The organism is Bacillus sp. R86525 (assembly GCF_042466195.1).
Classification (GTDB): domain Bacteria; phylum Bacillota; class Bacilli; order Bacillales; family Bacillaceae_G; genus Bacillus_A; species Bacillus_A nitratireducens.
This window is the reverse complement of record NZ_JAXHPX010000007.1, coordinates 1843264-1859453: the sequence shown is the minus strand read 5'-3', so window position 1 is coordinate 1859453 and position 16190 is coordinate 1843264. Positions and strand designations below refer to the sequence as shown.

The window sequence follows — 16190 nt, the reverse complement described above, 5'->3', positions numbered from 1 at the left end:
CTAAACTTATTTACTGACCTCAATTAACCCTTCCTCTAATAAAATCTCCAAATAAGATACCACTTCTTTCTCACATTTCGATTGTTCTACCTCATATTCTAATGTTAATTCCTTAACCAATTGAGTAACTGCTAGTGGTTTCTCAATTAATCCCCATATAACCCCTCCTAACTCACCTAAATTGTAATATTTACCATTCCGTATACTTAACATTACTTTCTCCCCGTTCATATCGCTTACTATATTCCCTTGAACTTGTGTAATGAATTGATTTAATGAGATACCTTGTTTTTCCATAATCACTCATTCTCCTTTGTTTATAGTATTTATTATGATATCAACTAGTTTCGGTGCACTGAATCTAGAAATCGGTCTACACAACTGATACATATTAACTTTACTTAAAATATCTGCTGATTTGTTAAAGTGCCATTCCGTTAGCCCTAAATCATGAATAAGAAAGTTGCGAAAAGTATGTCGGAATAAAGCATAAAAACGCTCCAGATTTTCAATTTTTTGGACCTCTATTTCCTCACTTTCCGTTTTCACCAATTCAAATATACCTGCCAAAGGCAATATTTCACTAAAGTATTGAGAGGTAACTGGAACACTATATTTCTTCTCTCGACCACATATGGATTGATACTTTCCTATTTCCATTCCAAAGTTGGTCAAACTATCCTGCCATAACTTCTGTTGAGGATAAGAAGGGATAACTATCGGCGCATATGTTTCTTGCGAAAAAGATACTGCAATCACATCATCACTTAAAAACTGATATCCTTCTTTTATAAACCCTGACGCTAATGTAGACTTTCCTGCACCTGAATCTCCTATGAATGCATATGCTTTTCCGTTAATCACCACTGCACTACCATGCAATGGAAAAATCTTTCTTTGCATTAGTATTGCACCCATACAAGTTCCAAGAATCCAAAGTCGAATCATATCTTCTTCATACTTTTCCAAAGGTGAAACAGTTATCGTCTTTCCACCTTGTATCGAAAAAATTACTACATTAGGAACCTGAAACATAACTCTGTTTTCATCGACTATAAAAGTCCTTTGTTTATCTGATAAGTCAAACCAAATTTTTGATAGATCTTCTATTTTTATTTCTACATCTATTTTGTCTAGTTTATTATTCGCATAAGGTAATTCTGGTAGAGGAATATCACTAACAACCGACAAACCAAAGGCTTGATACACCGTTTCCTTCTGAATTATTAGCATCCTTTTCACCTCCTATTTAGTTTTATGTTAAAAACCCTTATATTTTTTCATATAAGGGTTTTTTAACAACAACCGGTCATATAAAATCTAAGTAGATTCGAATAACTAAATACACTCAATAAAAAACTCTTTTCACCTAACTCCAAGTTAAATCATCTCGATCTGTTCCTGCCTCATAAGTATGATCAAGATGTCTTCCATTTTTCGGATCAAGCATTGTCATATTCACATCAAGCACTTCTAATACAGGTGTTTTCCATTCTTTTTTCATATTATCACCTCCTTTCAAACAAATTTTTTCATAAATCTATATAATATTAAACAACGCATTAATATCTTATAATTCGGATCCGTTGCATACTCTGGTCGAACACCTTTGCTAACTTCAGTTAACGCTCCCTTAATTATCTTGCCATCTATAAATTCTAAAATTCTTTCATCTTCACTAAGCTGCTGTAACTCTTCTATAACCATATCCCAATGTGGAATCATTCGATGAAGCCAATCAGCTCCTTGGACACCACGAATTCGTTGATTCAATCTAACTTTATCAGGTAAATACTTTTCAGTAGCTCTTCTAATAAGCGCTCGGTCCATTCCATTTTGAACAAATTGTTTCTCTGGAACGGATAAGCAAAAACGAATTACACGTATATCATTAGTAGGGTCACGTGTCCATAACGAATAATGTAAAGATAATTTACTTCCTAATGTACTAGTAGCATTCCAATGGAAACCATCTTCAAAATGCCTAATTCTTTGTTCATATATATTTGTAGTAGCAAACCATCCCTTCTGATCCATTCCATAATTTTCAAGTTTATTGTAGACACCTGTTCTCTTTGCAAATTCTTGATTAATGAATGATGGAATTCCATACGGTTCACCCATCGGAAATATTTGATCAATAAATGGAAATGCTACTCTTGCAACAACGGGTATTCTTCTTAATCTAGCCCCACCTGCATTTTTACTGTACTGATGTAATTCATAAATAAGACGAAACCATTTCATTCTTTTCAGTAAAATTGCATAATAATCTAAGGCAGCTCCCCAAGATATACTTAAATTACCTCTTGCCCCACTTAAAAGCACCCCAACTTTTTCTTCTTGTCCTTTCTCATACATCCCCTTCAACCAAAAAGAATTTTCGAAAAATTTATACGGCATCTCCATCATTTCTAATAGACTATCAATTTCAGAGAAAGAATTTTTCTCTTTAAAATCTAAATAATGCGCTTTAATTCCGCCTACGTATTGGACAGTTGATTGAATAAATGCCCTTTCATCTGGCATTAAAGACTTAGGAGTATAATCTTCAAAATCATCCGAAGGAATATAGCTGAATGTATGCAATTGTTTATTTTCTGTACTTAACGCCTTTACAGCGAAACTAACAACTGCGCCAGAATCTAGTCCACCACTTAAATGAGCCCCAATTTGACGATAAGTACGTGTACAAGATGTTACAGCCTGTTGAAAAACTTCTTGAAACGCTTCTACATACTCTTCATCTGTCTTGAGCTTTAACTTCTGGCCCAAGTCCAAAGTACAATATTTTGTTAACTTTATCTTACCTCTGTCAATTGTAATGCTGTGAGCTGGAGGTATTTGTTCTATTTTTTTATAGGGTGTTATTGAGGTATCTACCGTATCAACTACTGTTGAAATTGCTAAATACTCAGCAATCCATTGTTCGTTTAATTCTCTTCGTATATAAGGTAATGTTAACAAAGGACTTATCGTCGTACAAAAAACAACCCGTTGCTTATCATAGTAATAATACAGAGTTCGACTTCCTGAAAAATCTCTAGCTCCAAATAATTTTTGATTACGTTCATCCCAAATCATAAAAGCAAAATTACCGACTAAATATTTTGGAGCATCTTCTCCCCACTTTTGATAAGCTAGTAAAATTAATTTACTATCAGGTATTACCTTTCTCTCGTTATAATTTACTTGCAACCTATCAAATAGTTCATTTCGATTATCAATAATTGCATCTGCTGTAATCACTAATTTTGCTGTTTCATTATAGTAAGGTAACTGTTCACCAATAGCTTCTGGTGTAATCCATTGTGCATGACACCCAAAAAATGTGTTCTCTTTATGGAAAATTCCAATGTCATTAGCAGGATATTTATATAAACAATCCATTATCCTTCTTCCATGCTCAATTAATACGGGTTCATTAGTAAGATGAACAATACCAGTTATTGCGCTCATGTTTTCCTCCTAATATATAAGGAATTTCTATAAATACTGCTTTTATATTTATTTCGTTAAACATACCCTTATATCATTCTTTTTAAAGAACAAAAACATTTATTCTCACACTTCCTCCATTATATGGTCCTATAAACCAGTAGATTACGGGTATGTCAAAACTATTATCATGCACTTATTTTCATTATAAAGAACAAATTACAATGCCTAATTTCATTCTTATTTGTTGTTTTATTTGCTTTTCTTTAACACTACATTTAAAACACACTGAATCACCCGTTGTTGATCTTCGATTAACATATTAGATCCTGAAGGTAAACAAATTCCACTTTGAAACAGACACTGCGACACATCTTCATTTTTGCTATGCGGATAATACTTCTTCCTTTTAAAGAGCGATTGTATATGCAATGGCTTCCACATAGGACGCGCTTCAATATTTGCTTCCTCTAAATCCCTCAATAAGTTCCCAACAGAGATCCCGGATTCCTTTTCATCAATTGTTAATGTAGTAAGCCATCGATTCGAGCGAGTATTTTCTAATTCAGGCATAAAATAAAATCCTGGTATGAGAGATAACTCTTCGTAATAACGTTTATATACAGATCTTCTAGCTCTCACCCTGTCTTCTAACACTTCTAATTGTCCTCTTCCAATACCAGCCAATATATTACTCATTCGATAATTATACCCTACCTTACTATGCTCATAATGTGGTGCTGGATCCTTTGCTTGTGTTGCTAAAAATCTCGCTCTTTCTAACGCTTCCACATCATCAGAAATTAACATTCCACCGCCCGAAGTTGTAATAATTTTATTTCCATTAAATGAATAAATACCAAATCTTCCGAATGTACCACTTGCTTTTCCTTTATATGTAGAACCTAGGGATTCTGCTGCATCCTCAATTATGGGAACACCATAATGATTACAAAGCGAAAGAATTTCATCTAATTTTGCACTCTGACCATATAAATGAACAAGAATGACAGCCTTAGGTAATTTCCCTGCTTTATCAGCATCATGCAACGCAAGTGCTAGAGCTTGTGGTGACATATTCCATGTTTCCGGTTCTGAGTCAATAAATACCGGTTCTGCTCCCAAATAAACAATCGGATTCGCACTTGCTACAAAAGTGAAACTTGAACAAAACACTGTATCACCCTCTTGAACGTTTAATAATCGTAAAGCTAAATGAATGGCCGCAGTACCTGAACTAACCGCAGCCCCACCTTTAACTCCTACAAAAGAAGCAAGCTCTCTTTCAAATCCATCTACATTTGGGCCTAGAGGCGCAATCCAATTTGAGTCAAAAGCATCTTTTATATATTTTTGTTCATTTCCACTCATGTGCGGAGAGGAAAGGTAGATTTTCTCCTTATTTTTTATCATCACTCTTCATCTCCTCTTAATTTACTACATTAATAACTTTTGCTGGAATACCAGCAGCAGTACAATTAGATGGAAAATCATTTATGACTACAGAACCAGCTCCAACAATAGACCACTTACCAATTTGAACACCTGGAATTATAGTAGCTGATGCTCCTATATGTGCCCCCTCTGCTATAGTGACAGAACCTGTAAGTGTAGCATGTGGTGAAATATGAACAAAATCATCAATTATATTATCATGTTCTATTATTGAGCCCGTATTTATTATAGTATGGTTACCGATGAACGTATCCGCATTAACAACCACATTTGGCATAATTACCGTTCCGTTTCCTATATTAGCATTTGAACTTATAATGGCTGTTTTATGAATTAAAGTAGCATATATGCTACTTTGTTGATTTAATATTTCTGAAATTTCTCTTCTTATTTTATTATTTCCTATAGCAATCACGAGCTTTACATCATTAAAATTATTGATAATTTCCCTTGCATCTGCAATTGCTCCAAAATAAAGATTGTCTACAATATTTATCCCTGTGTACAAATCATCTAAATAACCGACTATTTCATATCCTTCATTTGATAAGATTATATCCCTCACAACCTTGCTATGCCCACCACATCCTATTATTAAAATTTTCATTTTCCCTCCCCCTTTATTTCTATTTTCCCTCCAGTAAATCTCTCCATTGTCACATGCCCTACATGATTTATTCCCTCTGTTTTAAATAGTTTTAATATTGTAAGTACAATTATTTTCAAGTCTAATAAAAAAGAGTGATTCTCCACATACCATACATCCAATTCAAATTTTTCTTCCCAGGTAATCAAATTCCTACCATTTATTTGTGCCCATCCCGTAATTCCTGGTTTTACATTATGCCTTTTAGCCTGTTTACTAGAATATAGGGGTAAGTATTCCATCAATAATGGCCTTGGACCTACTAAACTTAAATCACCCCATAGAACATTCATCAGTTGCGGTAACTCATCTAAACTATATTTTCTAAGAATTGCCCCAAAAGTAGTCAATCTATTTTGATCTGGAAGTAATTCCCCATCACTCCCCTTCTTATCTAGCATAGTTCGAAACTTATAAACATTAAACGGTTTTCCATGTAGTCCTGGACGCTGTTGCTTAAACAGTACAGGAGATCCTATTTTCAGCCTAACTAAGATTGCTATAACAAGAATAGGAAGCAAACATACAAATAATAACAATAAAGAAATACATACATCAAAAATTCTTTTCATGTACTATCCTCCTTACTCATTTACGTTTAATACCCCTAGGACCATTTAAAACTTTATATGCAATTAAACAAAACAAAAGGCAACTACAGTTAGTTGCCCCTTGTTTTGTTTAATTACGTCATCTTTCATTAATTCTATCTCATCAAATAGTTTAAACATAGCTAGCCTATATGAATATTTCCATGCGATATCACTGCTTATTTACAAAGGACCCGTTACTCCATTAGTTTCTATAACTTTACATGTATGGATCAAAGACGCCATTAATATAATTATCCTTTTTTATATGTTCATCCCTTAACTTTATAACTACTGTGTCCACAATATTATCTTTAAAAATCAAAGTAATTGAGGATGAAATTTGATTTGCATTCACGCCTATCATACTTTTATTTGACCTAAATATATTATTTTCTATTAACATAAACTCACTCGTAAATGTTTCATTCCAAAAATTCATTATACTGTCTGTCGATTCTGAATTAAGGTATTCAAATACATTATTATTAAATTCTATTCTTCCCCCAATGTCCCATAAAAAAAATGCTGAGCCCCATCTTCCACCTCTAAAATTACTATTTTTCACTTTTAGCATCGCTATCCTTTGAGAAGACTCAACAGTAAACAGATTATAAGCATCCCAACTAAATGAACATCCATTAAATTCATATTCTGCTTGAGGAGTTTTTGTAACAAATGATATTGTACCGCTGTTCTCAAATTTACATCCCGTATATACTCCTGGTGGTAAATTCGTAATGATTCCTTGCGGGTGTTTCGTATCTATAAAAGCAATATTATTTAATCTCCATCCATTTTTCATACCAGGTGATACGCCTGTCAAACTTGTACCCTCTACAGCCCCTCCTTTAATAACACAATTTGATATAGTTTGCGGTTCTGCTGAAAAACCAATTATTGAACCCAACTGTGAAAAAGAATGAAATAAATCTCGATCACTAAAAAATTCACATTGGTTCACTTGAATACAATATGCTTTATCTCTTCCCATTAACAATGCGCTATTATGGAAAATACAGTTACCAATAAGCGCTTCCTTATCTCCTTGATCTATCGTGACTCGAGTAGCATACATTTGATTATTCGTAAAAGTTACTTCTCCGCTTAAAACACAACTTACTTCCCTTAAGTGATTATTGTTTATAATCACTTTCTCTACATTTTCACCTACTACTAATGAATTATTAGCTAATTTATTTTGAATGATATTAATATATCTACCACCGACTACAACAACGTTATATCCCTGATTATCATATATGTTATTACGCTCAATGTTTATATATTGATTTAATCGATATCCATCTTCAATATCTATTGCTCCCTGAGGTGCTGTACCTTTCATTTTGTAAATTTCACAATCTCTAATATAAATTTGTTTCGCTCCAGATACACTTATCCCAAGCCTTCTACAATCATGTATTTTACATTTTTCGATAAATACACTTCGGGAAAATTCTGGAATTCTAACAGTTATTTTACAACCGTTTTCTGTAGGTATTGTACCTTGATGAAGAACTATTTTCGCATAATCTGCTTCTTTTGGAACACTCACTTCTTCAAAAAACTTTACTCTATTCGCAGCCGTTACAAAAGTATTATCAGCTTTATAAAATAACACATCATATAATTCTGTATATATTTCTGAACCAATTCCACCATAGCCATCTCCATACAAACCGAAATATCCCCATTTTATAATGCTACTATGATGTAAATCTATTTTTAAATTGGATCTAATTTTATTATCATCTACTATTAGGGAACCATTGACATCACTAATCCCCCCCACTTCAAATGTACTGGCAAAATCATATTCTCCAATTTGCCCCCATGTACTTTCCATTGCTATCCCATCGCCAGTACAATTTAAAATTTCCATATTATCTATTGAAATATAATTCATATTACTCCCCTCAGCAGGAGTCGTATTTCCTACTTCAATCCCATATCCCCATTCATGAGTATGAGGAATCGTTGTATAATCGTGTGTATCTTTATCTCCTTCAACCCTTCCATTGGTAACCCGAGAAAATTTTTGATTTCTTTGATATCGTACGATTGCATATTTAACTAATCCATTACTTCTTATTTTTAAAGTTGATCCACCTAAATTTAAAGTCATAAAACTTTGTGGCTCAATTGGTGTATTTTCATCAATTAAATATGTCCCCATGGGTAAAACAACTTCTATAAATCCTTGTTGAAATGCCCATAATAATGCATTATTAATCCCTTTAGAAGTATTATCCGCGTCCGTTCCATCATTTTTAACATTCCATCTCTCTAACTCAAGAAAATACGTGCCCGAAACCACATTAGCAGATTCTGTTTCTCCAATCAGTGATTTTCTAGAATTAGAACTTCCAAATGTATTGCTTTTAAGTTTACTTACTAACCTCTCAAACTTATTCTCCGTTGATACTTTTATATTCCCTTTTTTCGTCCCAATAAATAACTCACAAGTATCTATACAAAAACAAAATTCTCCCTCGCTTAACACAGGAAGATTCCCTTTTAACACACATGTCACTTGAAATTTTGCCATGATTTATATAACCTCCAACTAAGATAGAAGTTGAATTTTGACAGAAAATTCAAACTTATACCAGTGCATAGGGACAAATATTTTATATTCTGCTTACATACGTATCCCTTTAATAGAATACTATGCATTATATAAATGCTATGTTAGGGCTAATGATTCACGTTTTCTAATTAATATCAAGTTTCATTTCATGCTAACAGGCTTCAACAACAATATACTTCCTTAATAATTCAAACCAATATAATATCCATACTTTTTATACCTAAATAACGTTTCGTTTCTTTTTAATTTGTAAAAACATCACACTAAAGATATTTCTTATATAATGAAATTCTGTGCTTTTATAAAAAATTAAAATGTATATTACATTTGGTACTAATAAGCAAATCATACCTTTTCCGACTAACGAAATAAAGGTACTACCTTCTATGAAATAATTACATATACTTGTAGTAATGAAACCTGTCACGACAGTTAAAAATATATAAAATACATATGCTGTGAAATACTTCCAAACTGATTTCTTAAAAAGATTTTTATATACAATATAAGGCTGAATCCAAAGTATCGTAGTAATTGTACTAATCGCCGTTCCTATGAATATACCTACCAATCCTAACATTTTAGCTAATAGAATGGATAAACTTAAATTGATTATCGCTTCAACTAATGGAATATACTTATCTTGTACAAATAATCCCGCTTTATTTTTAAAAATAGCTATCGCGGTTCGCATCCCTGTTAAATAAAAGTTTATGAGTATCACTACAAAAACCATGTTATTTAATAAATACTTCTTATCAAGCCACCACCCTATAAATGGCTCTAACAGATTAAATAAAAATATGGTACAAAAAGAAAAAATCCAAAAATTCACTAAATAAGTCACTTTAAATATTGCATAATTTTTGTCACTATTCTCAGTTGCGATTAGATTTCCTACACTTGCTTCAATACCATTTAATATAGGATTTACTACAGCTGCTAATTGATTTATTATCATTGTATAATTCGAATATACCCCGACCGTAGCAAGACCTACAAAAGATGAAATCAGTATATTATCCGTTCCAAATACAATATATCCTCCAATATTATGCAAAAACATCGCCTTTACATTTATAATTAATTTTTCTTTCGTATCATTATCTATAGAATACTTCTTTTTTGTCTTTATATAAGAATAGTTCTTATTCACAATCCTACCGTTTACGACATTTTGAATTACATATATACTCAACTCTATAATTAAATACAATATATAATTTTTTGTGTACATTAGTATAAATATTTTAAATATTGTAGTTACCACTTGGAATAAGAGATCCACCCTAGCCAATATGTACCCTCTTTGATCAGCTTGTATTAAAGACCTCTTGTGAGCATTTAAATAGGTAACGACATTTTTCACCACGAATATCGAATAGATTATCGCAACATTCGATATAGACTCCCCATCTTTCATTAAATAACTTAAAAAGGGATATATCATAGCACTTATTACTAAAATAATGATTGCTAAAATCTGATAAATTTTTTTATATAATTGAACAAGGGCTATAATTTTATACTGATTATTTTCTGCCAATGGTTTATACAAATTGTATACTATACTCGCTCCTATGCCAGCTTCAATTAACGCTAACATGGATAATACATTAATTAACAAACCATCTATCCCTAAATACTCTATTCCTAAACTATCCAAAAAAACTTTCCTAGATATAAAACCTAGAATAACAATAACTATTTGAGAAAATATACTTATTGCTATGTTTTTAATTGAATACATTGTTCGCATGATTAATCCCCTTCATTAACTAGATCATCTCTAAGTAGAAAGAATCCTCATAACAATAAAGTTATATTATCCTGGCAATAATTTCACTCTCATAATCCAAGTCACTAATTGCATTCACATTAATTCCAGCATCTACTTCACCAACATACTTATTTTTTATAGGTTGTTTTTCTGTCGCTTTCTTCAAAAACCATTCATACTCTATATCAATATGACCAATATCTAACGTTTGATATCCAGCAGAAGATAAATCATACGCTAATACCGTAGCTGTTGGGCCTAGTGCAATTAATATTAATTTCGATTTTTGTTGACTCTTTGCTAGCTCTAAAATTTCCCTATACTTCGCAAAAGCATTTTTCGATGGGCATATTATTCTATCAATTGTTTTAACATTTTTAAAAAGATCGTTTCCTACCCCTAGTCTACTTTGAGCCCCTTCAATAATGATTATTTCTCTACCATTCCATATATCTTTCATTTTATCAAAACGAATTCCAACCATACTTTTATCTTGATGATCTATATATAACCTTGTAACTAATGCATCGTAATATTCTTTATTCATACGTATACTCTTATAAATTCTGCTACGATTTAACTCTAAATATTTTTCCCAATACCCTCTTGATTTGTCCGTACACCAATTTAAATTTTCAAAAACATTTGGAATACAAACTAAATGGCCCATCTTATTACTCTTAATAACTTCATCCAGTCTATCCTTTAATTCTTTTGAATACGGCTGAAAAATTAAATTTTCTCCATTTATAAGAGCAAATTCACCATCACCAAATCTACTTACTGAACAATTATTACTTATAATATAGTCAAGTGTTTCATCAACACTTTTCACTATTGGAGGCTTCCTTTTCATAGTAATCACCCTATTATATTGAATAGTCACTTTATTCTTCGTTCCAATATATAAATAATATAATTTCAACAAAGACTTCTTCATACCTATCCCCTTTTTGCAAAATTATTAATTAAAATTTTATATAATAATGGATGTAGCTTGGTCGCCAATAATAAAAACTTTACACTTTTCCCATACTCTTTTAAACGTATTGTTTTATAAAAATAACGATTCAATATACCAATAACCTTATAATATTTACTCTTATGCTCATTAAGTCTTCCACTCAATGATATTAAATTTAATACTACCATCGAACAATTTCCTAGTTTTAATATAACTAAGTTATATAACTCCTTATAATATCGCTCCATAAATTTACACATTTCATCATAAATTAAGACTGAGTCAATTTTAATCTCTTTTACAGCCTGATCCATCATACTATTATCACGCTTTATATAATGATATTTAGGTTCTCCTATAAAACATACTTTGTTACACTTATGAATAACTTTATACGTAAATGCTGTATCTTCATATGACATACCTACTGGAAATTTAATACCCTCTAATAACTGTCTTTTGAAAAGTTTAGTCCAAACAACTTCATCATACAAATTCCCTTCTAGCATCGCTTTCATCGCACTATATCTATCATGAATAACAAACGGATGATTGCTTGAAATTACCGTTTTATCCTTGTAATGAATTTCACTACTACAAATAGCTATATCACAATCCTGTTCTAAACACATACCATATAACAATTCATACATATCCACTTCTATCCAATCATCACTATCAACAAATCCTATATAATCCCCCTGCGCTATTTCTAATCCAGCATTTCTTGCAGAAGATAACCCACCATTCTCCTTATGGATTACTTTAATTCGACTATCTTGAGTCGCATACCCTTCACAAATCTCACCACAACTATCAGGTGATCCATCATCAACAAGTATCAACTCAAACTCTTTGAACGTTTGCTTTAATATAGAATCAATACATTTATGAATATATTGCTCAACTTTATAAACGGGAACAATAATACTAATTTTAGGATTCATAATTGCATCCTTTCATTTACAATTAACTTAGAAAACGATTTACCTTTTCTAAGTTGTTAAATTCCTCTTTTAACAAATTAGTCGTTACCTCTTCACGCACTCTTGGTTGATCCAAAAGATATTTAATCTTGTAATATAGGCTTTCCTCATTACATTCAGCAACAAAACCATTATATCCATCTTTTATTTGCTCATATGCTCCTGTAAAATTAGTCGTTACAATAGGTTTTTTTAAACATTTCGCCTCAGCTAACGTGAGGCAATAGCCTTCATGCCTAGAAGTTTGAACATATATATCTGATTGATTTACATATGGATACGGATTTATTGCTGATCCTAATAATAGAAAATCCTGTTTCAAATTATACTTACATATTAATGTCTCATAATACTCTCTATTCTCTCCTTCTCCGATACAGTACCATCGTACTTCGTATCCCTCCTTACGTAGCATTGATAAAACTTTAATTGCAAGGTCTTGACCTTTTTCTTTTGAAAGTCTACCTACTGTTACTATCTTCATACCTTTATATTCATTATCAAATTCTACTTTTTCTTTCGCCATTTCATTTATTAAATCTGGAAGTACAATATTTAAAAAGACACTTGTCTTACTTTTTACTTTAGGAAACTTCTCTATTAAATGTTTTTGTGCTTCTTTAGAAACTACATATATATTATCCAGCTGATTATATAATTTTTCATATAATTTTGTATTAACTTGATGTTGAAAAACATCAAAATGGATCCAAGAAATTTTCTTTTCTGAAGTCACTCTATTAACTATATAATAATCAATTATGTCAGTAGGACCTTGATATGCTATTGCAATATCATAATTATTCTTATTATGTGGAATATCTTTAAAAATCTCTTTATAGAAAACATATCTATCCTTTAAATTTTTTGATACCACATAAGTGAGTAAAAAATTTAAACCCTTTATATACTTTGCATTTTCAAAGTACTCTTTAATCGTTTTCTTTGGTGGTTGCATAATTTTAGGCTTTATATTTTCAAACCAAGTAACTTCTTCTATCTTTACCCAACTTGGTAATTGTTTTAAAAATCCCCCTCGCTTCTCCAGCATCAATACTGTGACATCATACTTTTCTTTTGGTATTACAGATAACAAAGAAAGAAGTGATTTTTCTACACCACCTATATTCATACTACTTACCATAAATAGCACTCTCTTCATAACTATCTCCTTCTACCACCTAAAAGTTTTATATCAAAATAAAAAAACACCCTCGAAGATGTTTTCACAAAAAACATAATTTATAATAGCGAACCGCCCATATTTCTGTAATGCGATAATAATACCTTCTAAAATAAGTTACCTATTAGAATTGGCTATTCTATATAACTTTTTTAACTCTTCTCTCGTATCTACCACTTCTTTTTCTATATTTTTTCTCAACCGTTCATCCAGCAATTTATCACTTAATATCTGTACAATAGAATCATACATTTGCTGCTCATCAAATTGAACTATTAATCCATTGTGGTTATGGATTATCTGTTCACTTGCTCCTGTAAAATCTGTACTAATAATTGGGTTATTAAAACATCTAGCTTCTGCAAGTGTTATGCAGTATCCCTCATATCGAGACGGTTGAACATATAAATCACATTGTTTCATAAATGGATAGGGATTCGAAACTGCTCCTAAAAATATATAATCACCCTGGACATCGTAATTTTCCACAAGCTTTTCATACATTCCTCTTTCCTTCCCATCTCCTATACAATACCATCTAACATTGAAGCCAGCTTCTTTAAGCTTAGCTAACACAGATATTGTTAAATCCTGCCCCTTTTCTATACTCAATCTACCAACAGTAAGGATTCTTACGCCCTCAAAATCATCCGTAAACCCAATTCCTTCATTTGCCATTTTACATATCATTTCAGGTGAAATAATATTTAAAAAGGTCTCTGTTTTATTTATCAATTCTGGAACAGCTTGAGTAAGTTTCATCTTTCCTAAATCTGAAACTACAAAAACATGTTGAAATTTTTTATATACTTTGTTAACAAAATGCTTATTAAAATATATCTTTTCAATATCGAAATGGATCCATTGAATCTTTCGTCTAGCCTCTACTTTATTTGCCACAAAGTAACTAATAAAATCCATTGGTCCAGCATAAGCGATAGCAATATCATAATTTTTATAAGTACCTTCATAATTCTGTAAACAATATTTAAAAATAACACTCCGTTCTTTCATAATCTTAGAGATTATGTACAACACTGCCAGTTGCAGCGCTTTTACAATTTTTCTTTGTTTTATAAAATCTGCTATAACTAATCGTGTTGGTTTATTCAATATATATTGCATTTCCTTGTAACCCTTTACGTACTCAATATGAACCTCCTTTGGAATAGAATTCAAAAAATCTCCTTTTTTCTCTGACATTAAAATTGTCACTTCATATTTTTCTTTTGGGATTTCTGCTACCATATTTAATAAGGCCTTCTCCGTACCACCTATATTCATATTTATAATCATAAAAAGTATTTTCTTTTTCATAGTTCCCCCATTCTTTCTATTTATAAAATCCTTTAATTGAAAGAAGCATATATCTTCTCAATTTCCTCTTCCGTTCCAACCTTTTCTTTCCTTAAATTTTCAAATAACCGTTTTTTTAGCAAATCGTTTTCTATAATTTCTTTCACTCCTTCATATATTGCTTCCGAATCCATCTTCACTATTAAACCATTCTCTCTATGTTTGATTTGATTATGAACTGTAACAAAATCGGTTACTACTATAGGTTTTTGAAATATTCTAGCCTCTGCTATTGCCAAGCCAAATCCTTCATACCTAGAGGGTTGTACATATATATCACTGTGTTTTATAAAGGGATAGGGATTCTTGTATGTACCTAATAATATGAAAGTATCGTGTAAATTATATTTACTTATCCTATCCTCGAGTTCACTTTGAAGATTTCCTTCGCCGATTACATACCACTTAAATCTATAGCCTTTTTGCTTTAATTTATAACAAGCTTCTATGGCCAATTCATATCCTTTTTCATAGACTAACCTACCAATCGTTAATATTCGTAATCCCTCAAACTGATCACTAAATCCTTTACTCTCATTTGCCATCGATTTAATTAACGTCGGCGATATAATATCATAGACAACCTGAATTTTCGACTCTATTTTGGGAATTTCTTGAATCAATACTTCCTTACAACAATCGGAAACAGCTACTATTTCATTAAATTCCTCATAATAGTTCAAGTCAAAATCTTTATTATATGCAGCTAGCCTATAATCCGTATTCACCCAAGCGATTTTTTTGCACGCGTAAACCTTATTTGCCACAAAATATGTTGGCATTCCTTGACTATAAGCTATGGCAACATCATATGTCCCCTTTAAACTATCCATCCCTTTAGACACCCATCTCCAAACTACTTGAGCTGCATGTAATTTTTTATTTATGTATGGATTTCTAAGAGATATAGAAGCCCCAACTCTAAGAAATAACTCTTTAAAGTATTTATGTTTGATTAAATAATTATATTTCTCAGCCTGTCTTTTAATAATTGTCGGTACTTCTAAAACCTTTACCTGTTTTGGAAGTAATGGTAAATACAATCCACTGGCAGAGAACATTAACAAATCAACTTCATATTTCGTATAATCAAATAAAGAAAGTAAAGAAACCAAACTTTTTTCAGCTCCTCCACTTTGTAGCGAATCTATAACGAATAAAATTTTTTTCTTCATCACTATCACTACCCTAAAGTGTTT

14 protein-coding genes are annotated in these 16190 nt (G+C 31.6%); all 14 read right to left on the bottom strand.

The features are described 5' to 3' along the window. Positions 1-6: 6 nt before the first annotated feature. A complete protein-coding gene (locus SJY24_RS12175) occupies positions 7-303 on the bottom strand; it encodes a lasso peptide biosynthesis PqqD family chaperone (RefSeq protein ID WP_181777913.1) in 297 nt (98 codons plus the stop codon). After that, entirely contained in the window at positions 304-1233 is a 930-nt protein-coding gene (locus SJY24_RS12170; protein WP_377864794.1) for a phosphoenolpyruvate carboxykinase (ATP), read from the bottom strand. It lies immediately after the preceding gene. A gap of 136 nt (positions 1234-1369) precedes the next feature. Continuing rightward, positions 1370-1504, bottom strand: a complete 135-nt coding sequence (locus SJY24_RS12165; RefSeq protein WP_113936916.1) for a paeninodin family lasso peptide — start codon at positions 1502-1504, stop codon at positions 1370-1372. Positions 1505-1518: 14 nt separating this feature from the next. Beyond that, positions 1519-3459: a lasso peptide isopeptide bond-forming cyclase gene (locus tag SJY24_RS12160; protein ID WP_377864793.1), complete on the bottom strand. Its 1941-nt coding sequence runs from the start codon at positions 3457-3459 to the stop codon at positions 1519-1521. Between the two features lie 231 nt (positions 3460-3690). After that, positions 3691-4851, bottom strand: coding sequence for an aminotransferase class I/II-fold pyridoxal phosphate-dependent enzyme (locus SJY24_RS12155; RefSeq protein WP_113936914.1), 1161 nt, complete (start codon positions 4849-4851; stop codon positions 3691-3693). A gap of 16 nt (positions 4852-4867) precedes the next feature. Beyond that, the gene (locus SJY24_RS12150) at positions 4868-5500 is read right to left on the bottom strand and encodes an acetyltransferase (RefSeq protein WP_377864792.1); all 633 of its coding nucleotides are present in this window, start codon (positions 5498-5500) and stop codon (positions 4868-4870) included. Beyond that, the gene (locus SJY24_RS12145; protein WP_377864791.1) at positions 5497-6111 is read right to left on the bottom strand and encodes a sugar transferase; all 615 of its coding nucleotides are present in this window, start codon (positions 6109-6111) and stop codon (positions 5497-5499) included. Before SJY24_RS12145 ends, SJY24_RS12150 begins: the two co-directional genes overlap by 4 nt. Before the next feature lie 238 nt (positions 6112-6349). Next, on the bottom strand, positions 6350-8680 hold the full coding sequence (locus SJY24_RS12140; protein ID WP_377864789.1) for a right-handed parallel beta-helix repeat-containing protein: 2331 nt from the start codon (positions 8678-8680) through the stop codon (positions 6350-6352). 262 nt (positions 8681-8942) lie between these two features. Next, complete coding sequence (locus tag SJY24_RS12135) at positions 8943-10481, bottom strand: lipopolysaccharide biosynthesis protein (protein WP_377864788.1); 1539 nt, start codon at positions 10479-10481, stop codon at positions 8943-8945. A gap of 61 nt (positions 10482-10542) precedes the next feature. Continuing rightward, positions 10543-11442 carry an SP_1767 family glycosyltransferase gene (locus SJY24_RS12130; protein ID WP_377864787.1) on the bottom strand — a complete coding sequence of 300 codons (900 nt, stop codon included), beginning with the start codon at positions 11440-11442 and terminating at the stop codon, positions 10543-10545. 2 nt (positions 11443-11444) lie between these two features. Then, a complete protein-coding gene (locus SJY24_RS12125; protein WP_377864786.1) occupies positions 11445-12413 on the bottom strand; it encodes a glycosyltransferase in 969 nt (322 codons plus the stop codon). A 22-nt stretch (positions 12414-12435) separates the two neighbouring features. Then, positions 12436-13614, bottom strand: coding sequence for a glycosyltransferase (locus SJY24_RS12120; RefSeq protein ID WP_377864785.1), 1179 nt, complete (start codon positions 13612-13614; stop codon positions 12436-12438). Between the two features lie 138 nt (positions 13615-13752). Further along, positions 13753-14952: a glycosyltransferase gene (locus SJY24_RS12115; protein ID WP_377864784.1), complete on the bottom strand. Its 1200-nt coding sequence runs from the start codon at positions 14950-14952 to the stop codon at positions 13753-13755. 32 nt (positions 14953-14984) lie between these two features. Beyond that, a complete protein-coding gene (locus tag SJY24_RS12110) occupies positions 14985-16166 on the bottom strand; it encodes a glycosyltransferase (RefSeq protein WP_377864783.1) in 1182 nt (393 codons plus the stop codon). Positions 16167-16190: the final 24 nt, after the last annotated feature.